Genomic DNA, 21,981 nt, shown 5'->3' with positions numbered 1-21,981 from the left:
TCACCCGATCCTCAGGTGGCAGATCAGCATCCGGATCGAGAGGCTCGTGGCCTCCACGGTGCCCAGGGACAGCCCTCCGAGCGGCACCACGAGCCCCGCAGGCAACGCAAGGTGCGCCTGCTCCCCGGCGAACCGAAAGGTGGCGTCGGACTCGGCCAGTGCCTGGACTGCCCACGTCCCGCGCGGCAGGGCCACGGCCGCGTCGACGTCGCGCAAGGTCATGGTGTGCTCACCGGCTCGCGACTCGGGCACGCAGCGGACCCGCTCGAAACGGACGGTGTACTGCGCCTGCCCGCCGCCACCGGCGAGCCGCACCGCGCCCGGGAAGGGGCACCAGAAGGGCGCCAGGTCGAGCTCGTAGTAGACGGGGTCGTTGTTCGGGTCCGTCTCGCCGCCGACGTTGTGGGCCGGCGCGGACCCGCCCCCCTCGTGCGGCTCGTAACGCACGTGGACGGGGCGGGCCTCGACCTTCTCGTCCTCTCCGACGATCCCGGAGATCCTGGGCGTGACGAGGTCCCCTCGGCACACCGTGATCCCGACGTCCGAGACCGTCGCCGACGTCCACCCGCGGATCACGACGGCCCCCCGATCCCGAGGAGCCTGAGCGACTCGCCCGCTCCGGCGAGCTGGAGGGCGCGCTGGACGTCCGCGGACCGGCGGATCACCTCGAGGACCACCTCGAGCGCCTGCGCGTGCTGGTCGGTCGGCGCTTCGCCGAGCCACTGGACGAGGACCTCCCGCAGGACCTCGCCGAGCTCGCCCAGGTCGTCGTCCGACTCCAGCTCTTCGATACGCCGCGCCTGCTCCGCGTTCTCCGACTCGAGCTCTCGAATCCGGTCGTCCTTCAGCCCGAGCAGCTCCCGCAGTTTGTCGACGCGCTCTTCCTCGTCTTTCAGCCGCCGAGCGGCTCTCTCGGCTTCCGCCGCGGCGTTGTTGACGAGGATGCTCGCCGAGCGCGCGACGTCAGCCAGCGAATGCGGCCGCTGCTCAGCATCCTCCGCGCGCAGCTCGAGCTTGGCGCCTGAAATCTTCTCTCGCGCATTCCCCTCCTCGTCGAGGAGCTCGAACGTGTAGACGCCCGCGGGGGCGTCCTCCTGGAAAAACTCGTCCTCGGAGATCTCGCGCAGCGGCTCACTAGCCCCGGGGGCCCACGAGAACCGGGTGAACTCGTCCGGATCGAGGTTGGCGACGCGCAGGGTGTCCACGGCCTTGCGGGCGCGCTTTCGGACCACACCGATCGAAATCACTCGGTTCACCGGTAGACCCTCCGTCGCCCCGTGTAGAGGTCGAGGTAGGCTGAGCCGACGCGGCTTGCGACGTAGCCGGCGCCGACCACGGCGGCGGCGGTCCCGGCCTTCACCCACCAGGGGATCGCTTCCCAGCCCGCTCTCGCCGCGTCCGCTGCGAAGTCCCGCGCGTTCTTCGCCCCGCGGTCGACGGCGGCCGCGGCGCGCAGCGAGGCTCTGGCGTCCTCGATGTCGCCCCCGCGAGGGTCGCGCGCTTGCGCGAAGCGCGGGTCGTCGGGCCGGTGCTCCCGCACGTACGCCCGCGCGGTGCGCGCGTCGGCCTCCGCGGCGGTCAGCTGCGTGACGTCCGGATCGCCGGCCTCCCAACGGGCCTTGAAGTCGACCCAGAACTCCCTCTGGCGACGCAGGTGCGGGTAGCGGTCCGGCACTCCGGCTTGCTCGAGCTCCGCCCAGGCGCTCAGCAGCTCCGCGTACCGACGCTCAGCGTCGTCGCTGGGCCCGAACGGGTTCCAGCCGCCGGCCTCCGGGTGGACCGAGCGGAAGCCGACCTGAACCGGCGGCTCGAGGCCCGCGAGCGCGCTGCAAAAGCGGATGAAGGCTCGCACGGCGCCTCCCTCACAGATTGCAGGCGCACCCAGGCGCGCCGCCCACGTCGTCGTCGCCCTCGTACTCGCCGGCGAGGTCCTCCTCGTCGTCGTCGCCCTCGTACTCGCCGGCGAGGTCCTCCTCGTCGTCGTCGCCCTCGTACTCGCCGGCGAGGTCCTCCTCGTCGTCGTCGCCCTCGTACTCGCCGGCGAGGTCCTCCTCGTCGTCGTCGCCCTCGTACTCGCCGGCGAGGTCCTCCTCGTCGTCGTCGCCCTCGTACTCGCCGGCGAGGTCCTCCTCGTCGTCGTCGCCCTCGTACTCGCCGGCGAGGTCCTCCTCGTCGTCGTCGCCCTCGTACTCGCCGGTGGCGTCGGTTGCGAACTCGTCCAGCTCTTCCTCCGAGGCGGCACCTCCGGTCCCGCCGCGCGAGAGCTCCTCCACGTCCTCGTCGATGCCGGCCATCGCGTCGGCGGCGAACAGGTCCGCGAGCGCCATCGGGTCGATCTCCTCGTCGTCGGCCGCGGCCTGCTGGACCGGGGCGGCAGCCTGCGGAGACGGCCACGGGTACGGCGACGCGGGCGGCGGCGCGTAGGGCGACGGGTAGGGCGGCGCGTACCAGAACGGCGGCGGCGCCGCGGGCATCACCGCGGCCGCGCCCGGGCTCGCGCCCTCCTTCTGGCTGATCTTCTCGAGCACTGTGTTGAGCCACTCCGGCGGCTCCGTCGCGACCTTCTTGACCTGCTCCGCGCTGACCTCATCGAGCCGACGTCGCAGCGCCTCCGTCGTCTCCGCGCGCTTCGCCAGCTCTCGGCGCAGGCTCCCCTCCGCACGCTTCGCGCTCGCGCGGATGCGAGCTTCCATGTCCTTCAGGCGCTGGTCAGCGAGCCGGCGCGCCTCAGCGTCCTTCAGCGCGGCCGCTTCGGCTTTCGCCTGCTTCGCCTCTTCGCGGGCGCGGTCGGCCTGCTTCTTCGCGTTCTTCTCGCGCAGCTGCGCGAGGTGCTTCTCTCGCCGGCCCTGATCCCGCTGCCGCCTCGCCTCGTCGCCGAACCAACCGGTCTCCGCGCCGCCGGTCTGGCACGCGCAGCCACCTGTCTTCGCGCCGCCGGTCTGGCACGCGCACGCCTTCTGCTCCTCCGGCGGCGCGGCGGGAGCGGGCCTCGCCTTCACCGCGTGCGTCGCCAGCGCCGCCGCCGGCGCCACGAGGGCCAGAGCGCCCTGCGCCGCCCCCTTGGCGACCGCCTCGGCGACGCGGCTGGCGTCGCTGAGCGTCCGCGGCGACACGCGCCCGACTCCCCCTCCCGAGAAGCCGCCGAGCTCCCCGACGAACCGGCGACCGCGCTGCACGAGCGGCTCCGCGATCGCGCCCGCCACCCCCGTCACGAGGCCACCCAGCACCACTTTGCCCAGCGGGCCAGCCAAGATCTTACCGAGCACGGTCACCTCACCTCGTAGCGACTGGCACCCTCACCGTCTCACCGCTCGAATAGAAGTGGTCGGGGGGGGCCTTCATGCCGTTGTGCACGCTCGGGTCCCACACCTCGCCCTGCACGAACAGATAGGCGTGCGCCATCTGCCCGGGTCGAGGCTGTGTGATGGCCGCCTCGACCTCGGCCCTGGGTTCCAGCAGGAGAATCGCCGCGCCGTACGCCGCGGTCTGGTCCTCGCAATCGGAGATGACCGGCTTCCCCGGGGCGGTGCGCTGGAGCAGCACTGCGAACGTGCTCCACACGTCAGACCCCCGGTCCAGCCGGTACCGGAACCCCTCGCCGGGGGCGGCCGTGCACCGGCGCACGAGCTCCGCGGCGATCCGCTCGTCGCGCCGCGCGTCCAGCAGGTTCAGCCTGCAGAGCGCGGCGAGCAGCTCACAGACGCCTCGGAGGCTCGTGTCGACCTCGACGAGCACGGCGCCCCCCCTCTCAGGCGACCCGCTTGAACAGGGAGCCGTTCATGAGGCTCTTGAGGAAGCTCTTGTGCTGCGTCGAGTTGAACTCCAGGAAGCCGCCGCGGTCGGTCGAGTACTGGCTGTCGTCCCCGCACGGGTTGCTCTGGACGAAGAACGAGAGGTTGCCGCTCTGCCCCGCGGTGTGCGGGTTGTAGATCTTGAACTCGATCTTCGCGTCCGAGCGGAGCGCGCCATTCTTCATTGCCCAGGGGCGGTAACGGAACTCCGGCAGCGAAGCGTGAGCGAAGTTCTGGTAGTTGAAGACGCTGATGTCGATACCCGGCGACGTGGGAGCGCCGGAAGCGAAGGCCACGTTGCTGGTGACGACGTGCTCGACGCCGGCCATCTTGAAGCTGGTGAAGCGCAGGGGGCTCACGCCTCCCGTCGCGGTGTTCGTGACGCCGATCCCGACCAGCCTCCAGCTCTGGCCGGAGTGCGGCGCGGAGATGGTGATGAGCGCCGACTCGGTGGCGGTCGCCAGCGCGTCGATGCAGACCGGGATCACGTGCGTCGGCTGGCGGAGGTAGTCGGCCGTCTGCCGCACCCGCAGCGCCGTCGACGCGTTCATCGCCGCTGCGAGCGCGCTCGTGCCCTGCTTCGCCACCTTGATCGCCGGGAGCGCGAACCGCAGCTGCGGGTTGGCCGTGGCCCTCCGCTCCACCGCTTGGATCTTCGTCTGGGCCGCGTTGACCTTCTTCAGCAGGTTCGACAGCGCGGACTTGCTTTTGGGGATGGCGCCCACGCCGACGCCCGCGAGCAACTCCGCGACCTCATCGAACGCCGCCCCCAGCTGGACGACGGCCCCGACCTCGACACTGTGCTTCTCGTTCACTTGTTTAACCCCTTCTCGCCCAGCGGGCGCACGTAACCCTCTCGCGCCGACGGGGCGCGCGTGAACCCAGGAGTCCGATCGACGCTGTCGAGCTCAGGTCCCGCCGTCTTGCGGCGCGCCGTGCTCGTGTTGGTGTTCGTGGTCGTGGCTCTCGACGCCGCTCGTCTTCGGTGCCTCGTGGAGCGCCGCGGTCACCGCGGCGGGAACCCGGGAGCCGACGCGGCACGCCAGGGCGTGCGCCGCCCCGACCGCCGTCTTGATGAGGCCTCGCCGGAAGCGACCGCGCCGGACCAGCATGGCGCCGCCGAGCGTCAGGGCGAGCGCGGCCGCGCTCGGAGAGACCTTGATCACGTCCTCGATCGCCTGGCCGGTCTCCGACGCGTCGGCCGCGCTGAGCACCAGCGCCGTACCGATGCTGGGGGCGGCCTGCGCCATCACCTTCGGGATCGTCTGCGGGTCCGCGCTCACCAACGCGGAGCGCAGCGCCGTGTTCTGCCGGAGCAGCGCGCCGGCGTTCTTCACCTTGCTCCGGAACGCGCCCCCGGCGGTGGCCAGCCCGCGCGCCGCGCGGGCGAGGCCCCGGCCCACGCCGCCGCCAGAGCGGACGATCGAAGTAGAACCACGCGTGAGAGCCGTTGATCCCGGCATAGCGCTCCCCTGGTGACGTTGTAATGAACGGCTGCGCGCCGTCGTGGCGACGGCGCGAGATCGCTTGACGGGCGCCGCGTCGTCCCTGTCGACCTCGCGCCGTCGCTCGCCTCCCGAAATAGCCACGCCGGCACCGCCACCGCCAGAGCGGATCCGACTGGAAACAAACTCACCTCTCACCGCTCCGCGGCCTCACCGGTGAGAGCTCGCGCGCGAAAATCAGTGAGAGTTGCGTGGGCTCTGGTACTATGCTTGTTGAGGTCGCGTATGCCGTGTCGCTCGTTTCCTGGTGAAGCCCCGTCCGACCCGCACGTTGTCTGCCGGGACGGGTTCTTCTGGTCGTCCCGCCGGCCGTGCGTCAAAGGTCGCACTGCGTTGTCGATGGAGGCCGTGGCCGCCTGCTTCGACGGCACGGCGGCGACGCGCGGTGAGGCCATCAGCAAGCTCACAGCGGGTCAGCTCGACACCCTTTTTCCGGAGCACTGTGTGTGCGGGTCGAACCACAAGGTGGGAGCGGACAACCTCGCCCGTGCGTGGAAGGCCCTCCTGCCCAACGCGCGCCTCGCCGCGATGCACCTGGGCGCGCGCCAGTTCATCGCCCTCGGCGCGGTGCGCGGCGAGCTCGCGCAGGTCCTCGAGGCGGCGCGCTTGTCGGGCGGCGGGTCGACGCGGCGCCGCCGCCGACGGGGTGGCAGCGACAGCGCCGTGCCGGCGCAAAGCGAGCTCGCAGCGATCTCCGTAGTGGCGGCGGCCCCGCCGCGGCCGCTGCTTCAGCAGGCCACGGCGGCCGCGTAGGGCGCCGGGCGAACTCTTCCTGAGAGGAGACCACAACCGGGCGCGTGTGAGCGGCTGGCCGCTCTCGCTGACCTTGGAACTTCCTGAGTGTTAGCGGGGCGGCGGGCCACTGAACTGTGGGCCTCGGGCCACTGGCGTGAGAGCCGGGGGCTCCTGCGCGGAGCTCCAGAGTCCTCGGGCTACCCTCCGGCCGTGGGATTTGGACGTCCGGGCGGGCGCGGGTCGCCAAAGTGGCACGCTGCGGCGGCCGGGTGTGAGAGACCTCACCGCGTTGAGCGCGAAAGGCCGGCGTGCGGGCGCACGTCGGCCTTGGTCCCCCCTCTGCGTTGCCGTCCCCGCCGCAGCCCGGGCGGCGCTAGCTCGTGTCGGCGCCAGGCAGGCGTCGCACGAAGTCCAGCGCCCGCCGAGCGTGGGCGACGTGGTCCTCCTGAGAGTAGGTGGCCCGCGGCGTTGCCCCCTCCGCAGCAGGGGGCGGCTCAACCGCCTTTGCTGGCGGCGTCGCCGACGCGTCGACCTTCCGCACGTACCGCAGCAGACGGTCGACGACCTCCTCCGGGGGCACCACGCGGACGCGGCGCTGGGGCCCGAGGAGCTCCGCGCCCTCGTGCAGGGCCGCCAACACGGCGGCGAGCGGCTTCCTGTACCGCTGGCCGACCTTCCACAGGTCGCCGGCGAGCTCCTGAGACGAAATCGGCCCGAGCTCGGCCTCGAGCTCGACCAACGTGCGGTGTACCGCGACGGCAGGCGGGACTTTGCTGCGGTCCTGTGCCGAGGTGGCCGGCGGAGGAGCCGCAGGGGCGCTGCTGGCGGCGGCCCGAAGGCCCGGTACGGTCGTCGGGGGCGGCGACGGGGCGGGCGGCGGTTGAGCAACGGCCGGCCTCGGCGCGGGCGGCGACGGGGCGGGAGCGGGCGCCGCCGGCGGCTCCAGGCGCGGTGGTGGCTGGACGCCCCCGGTGGCTCCGACGGCCCCAAGCCAAGCTGGAACCGCCAGCTGGTAGACGTTGGAGCGGTGCTCCTGGGAGTGGCGGGTGACCTGTAGGAACCCGAGCGCCTCCAGGACGGCGACGGAACGAATGACGGTCGTCCTGGAGCACCCGGCTCTCTCGGCCACCCGATCGAAGCCGGGAAAGCAACTGCCCGTGCGGGAGTCGGCGAAGCTCGCGACGGCGCGCACCAGCGAGCGCTGCGTGAAGGTCAGCGCGGTAAGGACCTCGGCTTGAGCCGTCCAGCCGGGCACGGTCGGACAGCGATCCAGCGCGCGCTCGAACTCCCAGCGACCGACCGGCGCAGGCGCCGCCGCTGCCGTGACAGCGAGCGCGCCCGCCACGATCCGGCGCCTCAGAGCTGCCGTGTTCGCGCTCACTCCGCCCTCACCCGCACCCGATCGCTCCTCGCGCGAGGAGAGCGCGCTGCACGCGGTGGGCGTCGGCCGCGACCTGCGCGATCAGGGCAGCGTCGCGACACCGCTGCTCGCGCTCCGCGTAGTCCGGTCCCTGCGCGTGCCAGTACAAGCCGGAGACCGCCGCGGCGCACGACACCACCGCCGGATCCGCCTCGACCTTGTCGGCCCACGCCGTGAGCAGCTCTTCCTCGTCGGGGTTCGCGGCCCCCTTGGCCAGCGCGAGGATCGCCTCGCGAGGGCCAAGGTCGTCGGCCAGCGGCCGCCGCGGCTCCAGCGCGCCCGTCACGGCGACCCCGCGAGCGCGCACCGATCGGCCTCGCCCTCCAGGCCCGCGATCAGCCGAGCGCAGGGCAGACCAGACTCCGTCCTCGTCGGGGCGCGCGTGTCGAGCAACGGAGGCTGCACGAGCTCGTACCGCCCGTCGGCGGCGGCGCGCACCTCACGCCGCGCGACGAGCACCGGGAGCGCGCGCGCCAGCCACTCCGAGGTCGCGCCCTCCCCCACGGCTTGCACCGCGAGCTCCTCGGGGTCGAGCCGCGCGTGCGAGAGCAGCCCCACCACGATCTCGACGAAGCTGGCGCAGGTGTCGCACCGCTCCGGCTCGTCCCAGCAGCCGCACAGCTCGCAGGCCTCTCCGGCGGGCACGGCGACAGCAGCGGAGGTGCAGCAGCCGTTGGCGCAGGCCGACGAGCTCCGCACGAGCTCGTAACGGCCGTCGCCGCCCAGCCGCAGCCGCTGCCGTGCAACGAGCACCGGCAGAGCGAGCGCGGCGATCCGGGGGTCGGCACCCAGGTGCTCAACGGTGGCGAGCACCTCGCCCTCTATCGGGTACTCCGCGCTGGAGACGACCTCCAAGACGACGTCGACGACGTCGGCGCAGACGGAGCACGTCCCCGGCTCGGCGCGGCAGCCGCACACCTCGCAGCCCGGCAGCTCCCTGGCCAGGGCGGCGGCGCCGCAGCACCCGCCAGCACACGCGCGCGGTGGCGACGGGTCGGCCGGCGGCGCCTCGACGTGGTCCTGCGCGCGCTTCCGCTTGCGCCGACGCGGGGCCGCGGTGGCCGTTGCCTCCGCCTGGGCCTCTTGCAGCGCGGCCTCTTGCAGCTGCTCGAGGTCGACGTTGTAGAACCGCGCGATGTCGCGCGCCGGTGACTCCGGGTCGCGCAACCCCGCGCTCCCCGCGGTCCAGTGCCCAAGGGCGAGCAGCTCGACGGCGAGGCCGCGCGCCGCTCCCTCCGTCATCGCGCCGACGTCCCCGAGCAGCGCCGCCGCCATCGCCTCTTGGCGCTCCTGCCCCACGGCCCCCGACACGGGGAGCCCGCGCCGTTCGCACACGACGTCTAGGTCCGGCGGGTCGAGGATCTTCAAGAGCAGCGCGGCGCAGAAGCGCCAGAAGGCAGCTCCCGCGCGCCCGCGCGCGGCAGCGTCAGCGAACGCGGCGAGCGCCGCCAGCCAGGCCTTACGGTCCGCGGACCGCCAGATCTCCGTCTCGGCGCCTCCGCGCCTTTGCGCCGGCGCCTGCGGTGGCTCTGGCGGTGGTGGGGTCGGTGGCGAGCTCGCCGGGACCTCCTTCGGCCCCCGGAGCCGCGCGAGCGCGGCCTGGCGATCGACGAGGTGGTGGACCTTCCCCACGGCGTCGCGGACCACCGTCGTCGCCGGCGCGTTGTCGCCCAGCACCGCGCGCCACGTCGGCGCCGGGCCCTGCGCCGCACCTCGGCCGAGCTCCTCCAGGTCGTCGATCAGGTCACCGCCGCCCGGCGCCGCGGCCTGCTGATCGAGCTCGCCCAGGGCGAGCTCGTGGCAGGGCTCGTCGAGCTCGACGTAGCGGCGCGACGCCTTCCCGCTCAGCCAGTGGCCGTAGGGGTACAGCTCCTTCGCAGCGGCGCCCTCGAGGACCTCCTGGCCGCGCTGCTCCGCCGCCGCCCTTTCGCGTTGCCAGTGGGCCGCGCCCTTCGCCTCGAAACACGTCCGGTCCGTGCACCGATCTGCCTCGTCGCCCTCAGCCCAGAGAGCGATCTGGTTCCCCGACCGCTTGGGGCAGCGCGTGCAGCTGCCGGCGTCGGGCAGAAGCGTGGCGTCGTCGCGGTTCCACTGCACCTCGCTGAGCCGGAGGTGGAAGCGCGTCTCCACCGCGCGCCGCGCGGCGCGCGGCGGGTACGGGCTCTCGTCCGCGCCCTCGGGCAGCACGAACGCGAACGCCGCGAGCCTGTCCGCCTCGCTCTCCAGGCCCGCGATCGCGAGCGCCGGGGTGAGGTGGAGCTTGCCCTCCGTGAGCGCCTCCTGCGCCGGGGACGGCAACCGCAGGAGCTGCAGCCGTTGGAGGACGTGGCGCTCGCTCTTGTGCACGCGCCGCGCGATCACGTCGGACGCGAGGCCGAACCGCGTACGCAACAGCGCGTACGAGCGCGCCTCGTCGAGCGGCCCCACGTCCAGCCGCTTCGCGTTCTCGATGTTCTGATCGTACACGACCTCGTCGTTTCTCAGGTCGTCCCGGATCTCGCCGGGCACGGTGTCGCGCCCGGCGGCCATCGAAGCGCGCCAGCGCCGCTCGCCGTAGACGAGCTCGAACCACCCGCCCTCGAGCGTCCGCACGCAGATCGGCTCGAGGACGCCGCGCTCTCGGATCGAGTCGACCAGGTCCGCGCCGTCGCGCCCTACGGTGCGCGGCTGCGTGGGCGACGGCCGGATGCGCGCGCACGGCAAGTTGAAAATCTGGCGGTCGGAAGGCTCTGCCAGTGCCTCCGCCGCGGAAACGATGCTAGTCGTCATCAGCGTCGCTCCTGTCCAAGGGTGTGACCTCAGGCCCGGGCGGTGGTGCTGCACCCCCGGGCCGTTGTTCATCCGGGGGCCCTGAGGCGCCGCGCGGCCCGCGCGCAGCGCCCGCCGGCTCGCAGGCCTGCCGGCTCCTCTCCTCGGGACCGGGCTGCGGCGGCGCCTGGCCGCCCTCCGAGCTGCCGGACACGTTCTCCGCGCCACGCGCGGCCTCCATCTGCTCCGCGCGCCGCGCCGACGAGCGCTCCTGGAGCTCCCGCCAGAGCGCAAACACGTCGACGTCCTCGGCTCCAGGCGGAGCCCCTCGGTCAGCGAGCAGCCCGTTCACCGCCACGGCGAGCGCGTCCCACTCGTTCGCCAGCGCCTTGTAGCGCCGGTAGTCCTCCCACCACCCCGAGCTCACCTCGCACGCGGCGAGGGCGACGTGGGGCGTCTCCTGGACACGTGCCAGCGACTCCGCCGCCAGGTAGCTCCAGAAGCTTGCGTTGGTGGCCGCGTGCTTCGCGAGCGCGTACGCGAGGCAGCGCGCCTCCTCGCTCCAGCGCTTCTTCCGCGTTGGGCGCGCAGCGCTCACCGATCGCGCCCCCGCTTCGCCGCGGCGCCCGCTCTTCGGGATCTCCGCCGCGGGCGAGCTGGCCACGTCGCAACGGGCACGTGCCCCTCGGTGAGCCGCTCGAGGGCCACTGCCTGAGCGACCCCCGGCGACTTCCGCCCAGCCTCCCAGTCTGACCACGTCGACTGAGCCACGTCGACGCGGTTGCCGGCGTCCGCCTGCGTTAAGCCAGCCCGGAGCCGCCACTCGTAGAGCAGCTCAGGAGCGCGTCGCTCAGCGGCTTCCGGAGGTTCCTTCGTCACGCATCAAACGCTATAGCGATAGTGATCGTGGAGGTCAAGCTCAGCTTCGCGATAGTGGTGCCCTCGGCGCGTAGTGTGCGAGGAGATGCGCAACAAAGCTCTGGAGCCCGAGCGCAACGAAGCCGCTCGGCGCTTCGTGCGCGACCTCGTGGAGCGCGACTTCAAGGGGAACGTCACGGCTGCTGCGCGGCGGTTGGGCTTGTCTCAGTCGCTACTCCACGAGTTCTTGGGGGGCACTCGCGGGGCGGGAATGAAGCTGCTCGAGCACGTCGCGCGCTACTCGCAGCAGCCGATCGACGCCATCGTGGGGCGGACGCGGGAGCTGCCCGGTGATCCCCAGCGCCGCCGGGCGGCCGCGGCCGAGCTCGCCCGGGAGGACGGCGTGCACGACGCCGCCATCAACAGCGTCCTCGAGGAGGAGGTGACCGACGCGGTGGCGGCGCGTTCGACGCTGTGGTGGGCGAACCGCATGAAGCTGCGGGAGCGAGAGCTGCTGGACTCGCCCGAAGAGGCGACCCCGAAGAACACGGGCGTCCGCCGCAAGGTCCCGGGCTCCTGACAGCGTCCTACAGACGCGACCCGGCGAACGGTCGCGCTCGTTTCAATCGCAAAAGTGTAAAACGGCCGTTGACTCTTCAATCACTATAGCGATAATTGGGCGAGTGGAAGTCGAGCTAGCTGCACCGCGAAACCTGACCGAGGCGATCGCCACGGCGAAGTGGCTCGCGGCGTGGCTTGGACGCCTCGAAGCGGCGGCCGACGCCGCTCTCGAGCGCCGCAAGACGTGCGCCGTCGACGTCGAGCCGTCGGCCGAGCAGGCGCTGGCGGTCGCGGCGCTGGCGGAGTTCGAGGTCGCGCAGCGCCTCGAGGACGTGCTGCTCCTCGCTCTCGACCTGCTGGAGCGCACGAGCGCGGAGCGCGGCGCGCGCTTCCGCTGCGCGCTCCCGTTGCGCTCCGTGAGCGCGCTGCCGGACCACGCCCGTACCGCCGCGGTCGCGGCCATCCGTGCCGAGCTCGAGGGCGTCGTCGGACCGGTGCGGCAGGACGAGTGGTCGCAGGTGGCGAGCTACCTGCTGCGCGGGGAGTCGCCGTGATCTCCGCGCTGGCCTGCATCCTCGACGTCCGTCGCGACGGACGCTGGTGCCCTCTCGGGGTCGCGTGTGACCTGACGGAGCTCCAGCGCTGGGGAGACGTCGGGGCGTGGCGTGAGGACCTCAGCGCGGCGGAGTGGGCCGACCTGGTCGGGCTGCTGGCCTGCGGGCGTCGACGCGGCGACGAGGGCGAGTGGCCACCGCCGCCGTACGCGAAGGCCTCGTTGCTCGTCTGGCGTCGCGGGTGGCGGCGGGTGGAGGCGTGCCTCGACGTGACGGAGCTGCGCGCCGGCGGCGACGTCGCGCCCTGGAGCGAGGAGCTCAGCGCGGCGGAGTGGGCACAGCTCGGGGAGCTGCTCGCGCACGAGCTCCGACGGCGCCTCGCCGACGAGGGGGTGGCTGGGCGCGCGATCGCGCGCGGAGAGCTCGCGCCTACGCCGCCTGCGGAAGACGAGGCGCACCCCGCGACGGAGCCCGCGCCGCCGCCGGAAGAGATCGGGCCTCCCGACGCGGAGGCCTCGGGGTTGGTCTTGCTGTCGCTGCCGGCCTGACCGGCGAGGAGGAAGGAATGCTGTCCGACGTGCTCACCGTGTTCGCTGTAGTCGTGCTGATCGCCCTTCTGTGGGGGCTCCACCGCGGCCGCGCTCCCGCTGCTGCCGACCCGCCCTCGGCGGCTGCCCCTTTGCCGACGGGTGCCGACGCTCCGCCGCCGGCTTCTGGCGCACGGGGCGTCTACTACGTGAGAGACCCGTACACGCTCGCGGCGCTGGGGCTCCGCGTGACGCCGGCGGGCGGGGGCCTCTACGCGGTGACATTCCAGAGCGAGGGCACGCTCCTGGACGCGCGCACGCCGAACGCGAGGGAGCTCCACACGACGCCGGAGGGGCACCTTTTGCTCGCGCGGCCAACGTCTGAGGACCCGGACGCCTTCTGGGAGCTGGCGTTGGCGCCCAACCCCCGCGCTGCTGGCGGCTGGTGCGGCTCGTGCTCGGCGAGGGAGCACGACCACTGCACCCCGCCGTGCAGCTGCGTGTGCGCGTTCGGGGAGAAGCGCGCCACGGGGCTCGAGGGGAGGGTCGCGTGACCGCCGACCTCCAGGCGTTCGCGCGGACCGTCAACGCGGTCGCCGCGGACATGCTCCGGACCAAAGCACCGGGCACGTTCGGCGAGCACAAGGCTTTCATCTCGGAGGTCGGCAAGCAGCCTGAGTTTCGGGGCCTGAAGCCCGCCGACTTCAAGGCACAGGTGCTGAAGTGCCAGCGTCAAGGGCTCGTCGACTTGAGCAGGGCTGACCTCGTCGAGGTGATGCCCGCCCAGATGGTGAAAGAAAGCGCGGTCACGCACCTGAGCACGGAGTGGCACTTCGTGCGCATCGACGACCTCCGCGCGGCTCCTCCACGGGCCACCGCCGGGGTGGAGCGGAGCCGCGCCGCCAAGCCGGCCCCAGAGCGCGCGAGCGCCGCGCGCAGCTCGAGAGCACCAGCGGCCGCGCCTGAGTCGCTCCCGAGCCGCGGCCCGTACGTGGAACAGCGCGTCGACCGCCTGGAGGCTGCCGTCTTTGGAGCCCGCGCCGGGTCGGCGCAGCAGACCAAAGAGAGCCCCGAGCCGACGAAGCGTTCGCGACGCACGCCCGAGGAGCGGGCGACTGACGACGCTGTGCTGAGCGCGCTCAAGGCCCTGAGCAAGGGCAACGTCTCCGACCGGAAGTACCTGGTGGGGCGCGTGAGAGAGAAGGTCGGCAAGGCTGCAAGCGTGGCCGCTTTCGAGGAGTCCCTGCGCCGGCTCGAGGCCGCGCGCGAGGTGGTGGTGTCGGCGGACCGCTCGGCAGTCCGGCTGCGGTACCGCGGCGAGAAGTGAAAGGGGGAAGCGTTATGGTCGAGTTCGTTCTGCGGGTCACGTCGTACGCGTTGGGTCTGGCCGCGCTCTCCATGGTGGTGCGCGCGGCGGTGTGGCTGGTCGGGTGGTGACTCCCCTGCGAGGGGACCGCGAAGGCCACGGCTGGTGGAGGGTTAAGACGACATGGGGAAGCCGCTTGACGTGTACAACGACTACGCCGCGGAGGCCGACAAGCTCACCGCTGCGGCCGAAAAGCTCGCGACCGCGTACGAGAACGCCAAACCCACCGAACGCTCGAAAAGGGCGTGGCAGGCGGCGCTGAGCGCGATCCGCGAGGCGGTCGCGATGCACCAACGGGCGAACATGACCAGCGCGCGCCCCGGAGGCCGCCACTTCAAGATCTACGAGGGCCTGAACGAGCGCCACCGGGCGATGCGTCGACTCCTCCCGAAGGTGCCGTGACGCCGAGGGCGTGTCGGTGGCCTGGTGGAGCCGCGAGGCAGCGCGCCGCCGGCGCGACCGACGGGCCGGGCGGCTGGGCTACGCCGCGATGTGGGCGCAGCCAGAGCGTCGCGTGGTGTCGTGCTCGAAATGCGGGCGGGCCTGGGAGTGGCGCGGCTACGTGGCCGCGCTGAAGAGCGGCTGGGTGTGGGCGTGGAAGCGCGGCCGGGAGGTGTGGATCTGCGGCGACGCGCACGAGAAAGGGCGGCAATGCGTTGCGGAGCGTGGTCGTTGACGTGGGTGGCGCTGGCCGTGGCCGGCTGCGCCGCTCCAGTGATCGTGGACGGCGTCGCTGGGGGCGAGTGCCCCCAGGACGAGCCGGTCGATGAGCCGGGCCAGTCCTGCTGGGATTGGGAGCCCTACTGCGACATGCCCGACATGTGCCCCTGCGGGTGGGGTGTAATCGACTGCAAGGTCCCTGAACAGGCGCTCGAGGCGGGGTGCACCTGGGCGCCGCAGCAGGGGTTGCCCTGCCCGGAGCGTCAGACCACCACCAACCTGTTCTGCTGCCCTGGGTAGGAGGGACGGCGCGTGAGCTGCCGAGTGGTGGACCTGCATCGGCGCTTGGCGGCGCTCCACGCCGAGCTCGCCGCCGCTCACGGCGCGGAGCCGGGCGAGGGCGCGGCCCCCGCCGGCGCGTCGCGGGTTCGGCGGCAAACCGCCGCCGCTCGGAGCAAAGCTCCACTCGTGTCCGGGCCTGTGTTACCGCCCGACGACCTGAGCCGAGCGAGGGCGCGTCGCCTCCTGCGCGAGCTCGGGCTGGACCCTCGCGTGCACGAGCTTGCCTCGTCTCCCTCCCGCGCTCTACCCGTCCCGCCCGCGCCGCCGCCCCGAGGCCGCGGCACCGGCTCGATCGAGCCTACCCCCGACGGCCGGTGGCGGCCTCGCCTGCCCCGCAGCTGGGGGCGCGCGTGGCTGGACGTGTGCACCACGTACGAGGAGGCGGAACGGGCGCTCGACGCCCGGCTGGGGCTCGTGCAGCAAGGACAGCAGGTGCCCGAGAAGGCCAACACGCTCCGCGCGTGGGGCGCGCGTTGGTTGGACGACCGCGAGCTCGCGGTGGAGGACGTGCGCAGCGACCGCAGCCGCTGGCGGACGCATGTTGAGAGCGCCGACTTCATCGACCAGCCGCTCCGCGCGCTCCGGCCGGTGATGATCCGCCGGTGGGCGGCGCTGCTGGTGAAGAAGAGTGCGACGCGGGGGCGTGGGCACCAGAGCGACCCGGCGCGCACCATCAGCAAGTCGACGGCCCAGAACACCCTGAACCTGCTCCGCTGCTGCCTGCAGGCGGCGGTGGAGGCGGAGCTCATCGACGCGAACCCGGCGGCCGACGTCCGCCTGCCGCGGCGGGTGGCGCACGAACGCCGGACCTTCGATCCGTGGACCTACCTGGCGCTCGACGAGCAGGCCGCGCTGCTCGACGCGCCGGCGCCCCCTGGCGATCCAGACCTGCCCGACCTCGCGGCGTTCGCCCTCTGGACCGGCGTGCGCGAGGGCGAGCAGTGGAACCTCGAGCTGCGCGACGTGCACGCGCGCGCCGAGCTCCCTCACGTGGTGATCCGCTTCGGCAAGCGTCGCGGCTCGCGCTCGACGAAGGGCGGTCGCGTCCGCCGCGTGCCCCTGATGGGGCTCGCGCTCGACGCCACGCTACGCCAGCTCGAGCGGCTCGCGCGCGGACGGCCCAACGAGCACGGGCTGCTCTGGCCTACCTTGCGCGGCGCGCGTCGGCAAGGGAAGGCGCCGCGGCACTGGCCGGCGTTCCTGGAGGCCGCCGGCGTCGTCCCTGCCGAGCGCCACGACGGTCGGCCGGTGCGCTGGCACGACCTCCGGCACAGCTGCGCGTCGTCCCTCGTCAGCGGCTGGCGGGGCCGCCGCTGGCAGCTGGAGGAGATCAAGGAGCTGCTGGGCCACCGCTCGATCGCGACGACCCAGCGCTACGCCCACCTCGCGGCGTCCGCGCTCTCCGAGGCCGCCCGCGAGACGCACGCCGCGTGGGCCGACCGCTTGGCCCAGGATCGGCCCAGCGGCCCCCCGCAAGGGGGGGCGGATCCCGCCGAATCCTCGGGAAATGAGGCGCCCCCGAGACGACTCGAACGTCCGACCAACGGTTTAGGAAACCGCTGCTCTATCCACTGAGCTACGGGGGCAAAGGCAACGCTACCGGCGCCGGACCCTGGCACACCTCGTCCCATGCTTCAAGCCAGATCCCCGCCCTTTCGCTCGCCCGTCTCCCTTCGAGCTGCCGCGACCTCCCTTGCCCGCCTTCCCTCAACGCCACGGCGCTCCCCAGAGCGCCGCCCCCACGGCCAGCACGGTCCCGCCCCGCACCAGCGCTCCTCGCAGCGCCGCCGCGGCGCGTTCGCGGTTCCCCCGCACCACCCGCGCGATCTGCCGGACGCCCCGGTAGGCGTGGGTCGGCCGCACCACCTCGACGTGCACGTCGTCCCCGAGGCCGAGGTCGACCCTCTCCGCGCTCCCCGCCGCCCCGCTCGCGCCCAGTGCACCGGCACACGCAGCGCTCTCCGCCCCCCTCGCGTCGTCGTCCCCCGCCTCTCCTCCTTCCCCCATCTCTACGCCGTCTCCGCTCTCCCCCACCTCCGTTCGCCCCCGCGGCAGCTTCACCACCCGCGCCAGCGCGACCGCATCGGCCACGACGAGCGCCCCCACCACCGCGAGCGCGACGCCGGCCACGGCATGTCCCAGCTCCGCCACCACGTGCGCCCCGATCCACGCCCGCGCCGCCAGCACCGCCGCCGCGATCACCCCCGCCGTCGCGCCCCACACCGCGCGTCGATCCGACGCCGCCACGATCGACCCTGCGCGCGCCCTGCCGACGCGGCTCGCAGCAAGCAGCACCACCGCGAGCGCCGGCATGAACGGCAGCGAGCACACGGCGCCGAACGCCGCGCCGAACACGAGCCCTGGCGGCCCGAACATCACCCCGATGGCCATGCCGTTCGCAACGCCGGCCACCCCGATCGCCCCCAGCGCGAGCAGGCCCGCCACGATCGGCCCGCGCCGCGTCCACTGCCCCGGCCCTTCCACCGGGGTCGTGCCTTCCGCCCACCCCGCGTTCTCCGCCCTCGCGCCTGGTCCGACGCCTCCGATCTGCCTTGTCAGGTAACTGCCCAGCAGCGCCGCGACGATGGGCGTGATGCTCGTGAGCAGCAACCGGAGCGCTGGCTCCGGGCGCCCGATCTGGTCGGCCGTGAGCCAGCCGCCCACGAGGCCGATCGCCCCGAAGGGAAGGGCGAGCGGCACGGGAGCATCGGGCGACATGGAATCCGACGTTGAACCCGGCATCTCGACACCTCCGGCTCGACCGTTCCCTGGAATTCGTATCGGCCCGACCCGCTTCCTGTACGCCGGCTCGCGGCACGACTTTCCATCTTCGCACCGCAGCGCTCCACGTGCACTGCGCATCGGGCGCGGCTCACGCCGGCGCCTCCTCTCCCTCGCCTCCGCTGCGCGCCTACCGCTGCCTCCCTCGCGCGCTCCCCGCGCCCCCGGGATGGCGCGCCCTCAACCCGCGCGCTCCTCCACGTGCGGGTAATGGCTGAGCGCCACCAGGTTCCCTTCCGGATCGCGCGCGTACATCGAGTAGGCGCTCTCCCGCTCGATGTGCACGCCCGCGGCGGCGAGCCGGCAGCGCCACGCCTCCCGCTCGGACGGGGCGATCCCCAGGGCGACGCAGTGCCACCCCGGCGCCTCGTCCGGGCGGGTGGGCCCGCTGGCTGCCGCCCGTTCCACGGCCAGAAAGGCCCCGCTCCCGAGCCCGAGCCAAACCGATCGCGGCATCCCGGCCTGGTCCTCCCAGCGCCGCACCACCGGAAGCCCGAGGACGCCCGCGTAAAACGCCTCGGCCCGCTCCAGATCGCGCACGACCACGGCCAGATGATGGACAGACGGCGGCGACATCGACGACAGCGGCTCGCTCATGCAGCGCCTCGCCCGCATCTCAGCGCCTTTTTCGCGGCGTCGCACCTGGAAACGAGCTCCCCTGCGCCGCCTCGCCCCTCGACCCGCCTGCGCCTCGCCTTCCTGCGCCTCGCCCCGCCGTCGCCTCGCCCCGCCGTCGCCGCGCCTTCCGGCGCCTCGCCCTCCTGCGCCTCGACCTCCGGCGCTCCTCCCCCTCCTGCACCTCCGCCCTTCTCGTTCGCCTCCCCGGGCAGCGCGCGCGGCCGCGCTCGCGACCCGTCTTGCCCCGGTGGGGCACGTCGTCTATGGTCCCGCCTGCGGACGCTTCGCCCGGGGAGTCGCACAGTCCGGTAGTGCACGAGCTTTGGGTGCTCGTCGTCGCGGGTTCAAATCCCGCCTCCCCGACCCTTTCCGACGACCTCGTCAGCCCGGTCCCCCGCTGCCACCGCCGCTCGGCCGGCTTCTCTCTTGCACGTGCAGCTCCGGCCTCCGACCCGCACGCCGGCGCCCTTCCGCGCGCCCGGCCCGGCGCCGCGGCCGTCCTCGTCTTACTTGGCCCCCCGGCCCCTCCTGCGCATAGTCGCCCGATGTCGACGCACGGAACGCTCACGCTCGTCGCGTGCCTCTCCCTGTCCGTCCTTGCCGGCTGCGGCGGCCAGCAGACCGCTGCGCCGGCGCCGGCGCCGGTCTCGCGTGCGCCGAGCGCGGCGCCGACGAAGCAGGCGGCGCCGGCGGGGCAGCTCGCTCGTGCGGACGTCGAGCGGGTGCTGCTGCTGGGCCCGCCCTGGATCCTGCGGCGTGTGCCCGTCGAGGAGGTCATCCGGGCGGGCGCGTTCATCGGCTGGAAGATCCTCGCGTTGCCCCCGGACTGGAACGAGCTCGATCTCAAGCCTGGCGACGTCGTCACGCAGATCAACGGCACCCCGCTGGAGCGCCCTGACGACCTGTTCGCGGCCTACCGCAAGCTCGCCAGCGCGACCGAGCTCAAGGTCACCTACGAGCGCGAGGGGACGGCGCGCGAGCTCGTCGTGCCCATCTTCGGCCCTCCCTCGCAGGAGGTCGTCAAGACCTTCGAGAGCGACAGCCCGCCGCGCCGCCCGACCGCGGCCCGTCGGCGGGGAACGACGGTGATCGAAGAAGAGGACACCAGCACACCGCTCGACAGCAACGAGCTGTAAAGCCAGCGTCCCCCTACCGCGCCAGCGCCGCTCCCCCCTACCGCGCCAGCGCCGCTCCCCCCTACCGCGCCAGCGCCGCTCCCTCCGCGCGCTGGCGCCGCTCCCCCGGGGCGCCAGCGCCGCTCGTCACCTCACATATCGAGCGCCAGCCCAAGGACCCACGTCGACGAGCCGACGTGCATCTGCGGTCGCGAGCCGAGCCCGTCCAGGTTCGCGAACATCCACTCGCCGAACAGGTACGTGTGGTTGATGCCCGTCGACTCGTCGAGCTGAGAGGCAGAGCGCCGATCCAGCCAGTTCAGCGCCAGCATCGCGCCGAAAGCGAAGTGCGTGCCCCAGGTGATGCCCTCCCCCGCCACCCCGTCCTGCTCGTCCCCGCCGGAGGCCTTCCCGGCGTACCACAGCCCCATGCCGAGGCCGCCCTTCGCGTACGGCACGACAGGGACCCCCGTCCTCCGCATCAGCTCATCGAAGCGGATGACCGCAGAGAGGTGCATGGGCATGATCGTCAGCGAGGTGTCCTCTTCCGACCTGTCCTCCGTGCCGTCCTCGAACCCCTTGCCCGAGGCCGACGTGTACCCCCAGCCGAGCCCCGGGCCGATCGCGCCCACGTAAGGAATGCGCAGCGGCAGCCAGTCGAGCTCCAGCCCGAAGTAGAACAGGTTGTCGCCCCCGAAGCTCCTCTCGTACGGGCCCGCCCCTCCCGCCGAGAACTCCTCGTCCACCCCGGGGAAGTAGGCGCCGAAGCGCGCCTCGAACGCGAAGCTCTGAGGCGAGGCGTACCGGTCGCTGCCGTTGCTCGACCGGTTGATCCGCCGCCAGTCGTTGTGCGGCGTGCCCACCTGCGCCGACGCGGCGCTGGCGACGAGAAGGGCCGCGCCGCCCGCAAGGCACGCCGCGGCGATCCGAGTGAAGTGGGAGTTCATCCATGCTCCTGTGCGAAGGGGCGCGCGCGCCGCCGTCGAGTCCTGCGCCACAACCCCAGGGCAGCACCGGCCACGACGGCGCCGAGGGGCAACGGGACCCACCGGCCTGCACCGACCGGCCCCCCCACGCTGCAGAACCCCCCTCCCGCCTGCCCACCGGCTTCCCGGTACAGCTCGAAGAAGCTGTCCACGTCCACCGGCGTCGCGCACGCAAGCGGCGACAGCGTGCCCGGATTGCCAAGGTCGTCGTAAGCCGCGACCGCCACGGCATACTCGACGCCGTTCTGGAGGCCTGTCGCCTCACCCGCGCTGGCCTTTCCTGACCGGCCGCATGGAGTGAGCGAAGGATCCGGGACCTTCCCCGGAGCGAGCCGCCCCGAGCCGCAGTCGGAGCTTCCGCCCGCCGTCGAGCTGTCGTCCGCCCCGCCGCCTGCGCCGTCTCCTCCACCTGCGCCACCCCCGCCCCCGTCGGCCGCGCCGCCCCCAGCAGCTGCACCACCTGCCCCGTCTGCGCCGCCCCCGCCCGAGCCCGGTGAGCTCACGACGTTGCTGTCGCAATAGAAGTAATAGCCGGCGAGGTCCTCATCCACCGACTGCGTGTACTCGACGATGAGCCGGGTATCGCCCTTCCCCGCCGTCACGCTGTCCGGCGGCCTCGGGCCGAGCAGATCCATCTTGGTGTCTGTCCAAACGGCAGAATCGTCGGCGCCGACGTTGTCCTGCGTCGACTCCTGGCGCAGGAAGTAAATCGACACCGGGCGCCCGCTCGTGCTCGGGCCAGCGTCCTCGCAGTTCCCCGCGTTCAGGGCTTCCGCGATCTCCTTGGCGGACACGCGGAACCCCATCGTCGGCTCCAGGTTGGACTTCGCTTCGATCTGTTTGCAGTGGCCCTCGCTGCGCTCCTCGTACAGCCTGCAATCCACCGTCCCGCTCACCCAGACGGACAGCGTATCGCCGCGCGAGTAGCTCCCGGGAGACAGCGTGATCGTGAACACGAGATCGTTGTCCTCGAGGCAGTCCTGGCGGCTGATCCACAGCGGGAACCGCGAGGTCGGGCGCCGGTCCCCCGTGCGCTCGACGTCGGTGCTGATGGTCACCGTCGCGCCGGCCCGGCCCGCGCCCCCGACGAGCGCCGCCGCCGCGAGGGTCGCCGCGAGCAGCCGGGCCAGGAGCCGCCTCCCGCGCGGCGGCGGCCCCAAGAGAAAGCTTGTCTTGTCCATGCGCGCGTCCTTTCAGCACAGCTCGTACCACGCCGCAAATACCTCGCACGGCCTTTCAGGTCAGGGGAAAATCACGCGTGCCGCCCCCGCCGGATGACGGTCTGGCCAGCGCAGCTCTCCGTTCCTGACAAGTTGTCAGCGCCGCCGCGGCCGCGCATCGAGATGCCGCAGCTCCCCGCAGCCCGCCGCCCTCCCTCCGCCCTCGTCGCCCTCAGCCCCGTCGCCCTCAGCCC

Annotated in this window: 25 protein-coding genes, 2 tRNA genes and 2 pseudogenes; 11 read left to right on the top strand and 18 right to left on the bottom strand. The window is 72.9% G+C overall.

Annotated features, from left to right (window positions below):
- From WMF43_RS12250 to WMF43_RS12220, 7 genes are all read right to left on the bottom strand, one after another.
- Positions 1 to 576, bottom strand: coding sequence for a hypothetical protein (locus tag WMF43_RS12250; protein ID WP_437679977.1), 576 nt, complete (start codon positions 574 to 576; stop codon positions 1 to 3).
- Positions 573 to 1,256, bottom strand: a complete 684-nt coding sequence (locus WMF43_RS12245; RefSeq protein WP_437679976.1) for a hypothetical protein — start codon at positions 1,254 to 1,256, stop codon at positions 573 to 575. The genes WMF43_RS12250 and WMF43_RS12245 overlap by 4 nt, the downstream gene beginning before the upstream one ends.
- Complete coding sequence (locus WMF43_RS12240) at positions 1,253 to 1,852, bottom strand: hypothetical protein (RefSeq protein WP_437679975.1); 600 nt, start codon at positions 1,850 to 1,852, stop codon at positions 1,253 to 1,255. Before WMF43_RS12240 ends, WMF43_RS12245 begins: the two co-directional genes overlap by 4 nt.
- A 10-nt stretch (positions 1,853 to 1,862) precedes the next feature.
- On the bottom strand, positions 1,863 to 3,272 hold the full coding sequence (locus WMF43_RS12235) for a hypothetical protein (RefSeq protein WP_437679974.1): 1,410 nt from the start codon (positions 3,270 to 3,272) through the stop codon (positions 1,863 to 1,865).
- A 1-nt stretch (position 3,273) separates the two neighbouring features.
- On the bottom strand, positions 3,274 to 3,735 hold the full coding sequence (locus WMF43_RS12230; protein WP_437679972.1) for a hypothetical protein: 462 nt from the start codon (positions 3,733 to 3,735) through the stop codon (positions 3,274 to 3,276).
- Between the two features lie 13 nt (positions 3,736 to 3,748).
- Positions 3,749 to 4,606, bottom strand: a complete 858-nt coding sequence (locus WMF43_RS12225; protein WP_437679971.1) for a hypothetical protein — start codon at positions 4,604 to 4,606, stop codon at positions 3,749 to 3,751.
- Between the two features lie 93 nt (positions 4,607 to 4,699).
- Positions 4,700 to 5,194, bottom strand: a complete 495-nt coding sequence (locus WMF43_RS12220) for a hypothetical protein (RefSeq protein WP_437679969.1) — start codon at positions 5,192 to 5,194, stop codon at positions 4,700 to 4,702.
- Between the two features lie 435 nt (positions 5,195 to 5,629).
- Between WMF43_RS12220 and WMF43_RS12215 the strand changes: the two genes are divergently transcribed.
- Positions 5,630 to 6,049 (top strand): hypothetical protein, encoded by a 420-nt coding sequence (locus tag WMF43_RS12215; RefSeq protein WP_437679967.1) that lies wholly within the window; start codon positions 5,630 to 5,632, stop codon positions 6,047 to 6,049.
- A 355-nt stretch (positions 6,050 to 6,404) separates the two neighbouring features.
- On the opposite strand, the gene WMF43_RS12210 is transcribed toward WMF43_RS12215, so the two are convergent.
- The 6 genes and pseudogenes from WMF43_RS12210 to WMF43_RS12185 form a co-directional block, all read right to left on the bottom strand.
- Entirely contained in the window at positions 6,405 to 6,770 is a 366-nt protein-coding gene (locus WMF43_RS12210) for a hypothetical protein (protein WP_437684286.1), read from the bottom strand.
- A gap of 327 nt (positions 6,771 to 7,097) precedes the next feature.
- Positions 7,098 to 7,223, bottom strand: a pseudogene (locus tag WMF43_RS12205) (helix-turn-helix domain-containing protein); the annotation flags it as partial.
- 196 nt (positions 7,224 to 7,419) lie between these two features.
- The gene (locus tag WMF43_RS12200; protein WP_437679966.1) at positions 7,420 to 7,758 is read right to left on the bottom strand and encodes a hypothetical protein; all 339 of its coding nucleotides are present in this window, start codon (positions 7,756 to 7,758) and stop codon (positions 7,420 to 7,422) included.
- On the bottom strand, positions 7,734 to 10,220 hold the full coding sequence (locus WMF43_RS12195; protein WP_437679964.1) for a ParB/RepB/Spo0J family partition protein: 2,487 nt from the start codon (positions 10,218 to 10,220) through the stop codon (positions 7,734 to 7,736). The genes WMF43_RS12200 and WMF43_RS12195 overlap by 25 nt, the downstream gene beginning before the upstream one ends.
- The gene (locus tag WMF43_RS12190; RefSeq protein WP_437679962.1) at positions 10,210 to 10,797 is read right to left on the bottom strand and encodes a hypothetical protein; all 588 of its coding nucleotides are present in this window, start codon (positions 10,795 to 10,797) and stop codon (positions 10,210 to 10,212) included. The genes WMF43_RS12195 and WMF43_RS12190 overlap by 11 nt, the downstream gene beginning before the upstream one ends.
- On the bottom strand, positions 10,794 to 11,078 hold the full coding sequence (locus WMF43_RS12185) for a helix-turn-helix transcriptional regulator (protein ID WP_437679960.1): 285 nt from the start codon (positions 11,076 to 11,078) through the stop codon (positions 10,794 to 10,796). The genes WMF43_RS12190 and WMF43_RS12185 overlap by 4 nt, the downstream gene beginning before the upstream one ends.
- 250 nt (positions 11,079 to 11,328) lie before the next feature.
- On the opposite strand from WMF43_RS12185, the gene WMF43_RS12180 reads away from it, so the two are divergent.
- The 8 genes and pseudogenes from WMF43_RS12180 to WMF43_RS12145 form a co-directional block, all read left to right on the top strand.
- A complete protein-coding gene (locus tag WMF43_RS12180; protein ID WP_437679958.1) occupies positions 11,329 to 11,637 on the top strand; it encodes a hypothetical protein in 309 nt (102 codons plus the stop codon).
- Between the two features lie 103 nt (positions 11,638 to 11,740).
- The gene (locus tag WMF43_RS12175) at positions 11,741 to 12,172 is read left to right on the top strand and encodes a hypothetical protein (RefSeq protein ID WP_437679957.1); all 432 of its coding nucleotides are present in this window, start codon (positions 11,741 to 11,743) and stop codon (positions 12,170 to 12,172) included.
- Positions 12,169 to 12,720: a hypothetical protein gene (locus tag WMF43_RS12170; protein ID WP_437679955.1), complete on the top strand. Its 552-nt coding sequence runs from the start codon at positions 12,169 to 12,171 to the stop codon at positions 12,718 to 12,720. The genes WMF43_RS12175 and WMF43_RS12170 overlap by 4 nt, the downstream gene beginning before the upstream one ends.
- 17 nt (positions 12,721 to 12,737) lie before the next feature.
- The gene (locus WMF43_RS12165) at positions 12,738 to 13,253 is read left to right on the top strand and encodes a hypothetical protein (RefSeq protein ID WP_437679954.1); all 516 of its coding nucleotides are present in this window, start codon (positions 12,738 to 12,740) and stop codon (positions 13,251 to 13,253) included.
- Entirely contained in the window at positions 13,250 to 14,026 is a 777-nt protein-coding gene (locus WMF43_RS12160) for a hypothetical protein (protein WP_437679952.1), read from the top strand. Before WMF43_RS12165 ends, WMF43_RS12160 begins: the two co-directional genes overlap by 4 nt.
- 162 nt (positions 14,027 to 14,188) lie before the next feature.
- Positions 14,189 to 14,467, top strand: a complete 279-nt coding sequence (locus WMF43_RS12155) for a hypothetical protein (RefSeq protein ID WP_437679950.1) — start codon at positions 14,189 to 14,191, stop codon at positions 14,465 to 14,467.
- A 249-nt stretch (positions 14,468 to 14,716) separates the two neighbouring features.
- Positions 14,717 to 15,025, top strand: coding sequence for a hypothetical protein (locus WMF43_RS12150; protein ID WP_437679948.1), 309 nt, complete (start codon positions 14,717 to 14,719; stop codon positions 15,023 to 15,025).
- A 633-nt stretch (positions 15,026 to 15,658) separates the two neighbouring features.
- Positions 15,659 to 16,447, top strand: a pseudogene (locus WMF43_RS12145) (tyrosine-type recombinase/integrase); the annotation flags it as partial.
- A 133-nt stretch (positions 16,448 to 16,580) separates the two neighbouring features.
- Here the strand turns inward: WMF43_RS12145 and WMF43_RS12140 are convergent.
- The 3 genes from WMF43_RS12140 to WMF43_RS12130 all read right to left on the bottom strand — a co-directional run bounded on the left by WMF43_RS12140 (position 16,581) and on the right by WMF43_RS12130 (position 18,445).
- Positions 16,581 to 16,653 (bottom strand) — tRNA-Arg (locus tag WMF43_RS12140).
- Positions 16,654 to 16,774: 121 nt separating this feature from the next.
- Entirely contained in the window at positions 16,775 to 17,785 is a 1,011-nt protein-coding gene (locus WMF43_RS12135; protein WP_437679946.1) for a hypothetical protein, read from the bottom strand.
- Positions 17,786 to 18,028: 243 nt separating this feature from the next.
- Entirely contained in the window at positions 18,029 to 18,445 is a 417-nt protein-coding gene (locus WMF43_RS12130) for a VOC family protein (RefSeq protein WP_437679944.1), read from the bottom strand.
- Positions 18,446 to 18,755: 310 nt separating this feature from the next.
- Between WMF43_RS12130 and WMF43_RS12125 the strand changes: the two genes are divergently transcribed.
- Together WMF43_RS12125 and WMF43_RS12120 are read left to right on the top strand one after the other, a co-directional pair.
- A tRNA-Pro gene (locus WMF43_RS12125) sits at positions 18,756 to 18,829 on the top strand.
- Positions 18,830 to 19,011: 182 nt separating this feature from the next.
- Complete coding sequence (locus WMF43_RS12120; RefSeq protein ID WP_437679942.1) at positions 19,012 to 19,602, top strand: serine protease; 591 nt, start codon at positions 19,012 to 19,014, stop codon at positions 19,600 to 19,602.
- A gap of 131 nt (positions 19,603 to 19,733) precedes the next feature.
- Here WMF43_RS12120 and WMF43_RS12115 read toward each other — a convergent pair whose 3' ends face one another.
- Entirely contained in the window at positions 19,734 to 20,528 is a 795-nt protein-coding gene (locus tag WMF43_RS12115; protein ID WP_437679940.1) for an MXAN_2562 family outer membrane beta-barrel protein, read from the bottom strand.
- Complete coding sequence (locus WMF43_RS12110; RefSeq protein ID WP_437679938.1) at positions 20,525 to 21,748, bottom strand: hypothetical protein; 1,224 nt, start codon at positions 21,746 to 21,748, stop codon at positions 20,525 to 20,527. Before WMF43_RS12110 ends, WMF43_RS12115 begins: the two co-directional genes overlap by 4 nt.
- Positions 21,749 to 21,981: the final 233 nt, after the last annotated feature.

It is taken from the genome of Sorangium sp. So ce131, assembly GCF_051519095.1.
Taxonomy (GTDB): domain Bacteria; phylum Myxococcota_A; class Polyangia; order Polyangiales; family Polyangiaceae; genus Sorangium.
Note: the sequence above shows the minus strand (reverse complement) of the source record. Positions and strands in the feature narration are given on the sequence as shown.

What these genes read in the sequence shown, in the direction of transcription:
- WMF43_RS12195 (WP_437679964.1), bottom strand. Translation starts at nt 10,220, where the DNA reads ATGACGACTAGCATCGTTTCCGCGGCGGAGGCACTGGCAGAGCCTTCC.
- WMF43_RS12180 (WP_437679958.1), top strand. Translation starts at nt 11,329, where the DNA reads ATGAAGCTGCTCGAGCACGTCGCGCGCTACTCGCAGCAGCCGATCGAC.
- WMF43_RS12165 (WP_437679954.1), top strand. Translation starts at nt 12,738, where the DNA reads ATGCTGTCCGACGTGCTCACCGTGTTCGCTGTAGTCGTGCTGATCGCC.
- WMF43_RS12155 (WP_437679950.1), top strand. Translation starts at nt 14,189, where the DNA reads ATGGGGAAGCCGCTTGACGTGTACAACGACTACGCCGCGGAGGCCGAC.
- WMF43_RS12150 (WP_437679948.1), top strand. Translation starts at nt 14,717, where the DNA reads ATGCGTTGCGGAGCGTGGTCGTTGACGTGGGTGGCGCTGGCCGTGGCC.
- WMF43_RS12135 (WP_437679946.1), bottom strand. Translation starts at nt 17,785, where the DNA reads ATGTCGCCCGATGCTCCCGTGCCGCTCGCCCTTCCCTTCGGGGCGATC.
- WMF43_RS12130 (WP_437679944.1), bottom strand. Translation starts at nt 18,445, where the DNA reads ATGAGCGAGCCGCTGTCGTCGATGTCGCCGCCGTCTGTCCATCATCTG.
- WMF43_RS12120 (WP_437679942.1), top strand. Translation starts at nt 19,012, where the DNA reads ATGTCGACGCACGGAACGCTCACGCTCGTCGCGTGCCTCTCCCTGTCC.
- WMF43_RS12115 (WP_437679940.1), bottom strand. Translation starts at nt 20,528, where the DNA reads ATGAACTCCCACTTCACTCGGATCGCCGCGGCGTGCCTTGCGGGCGGC.
- WMF43_RS12110 (WP_437679938.1), bottom strand. Translation starts at nt 21,748, where the DNA reads ATGGACAAGACAAGCTTTCTCTTGGGGCCGCCGCCGCGCGGGAGGCGG.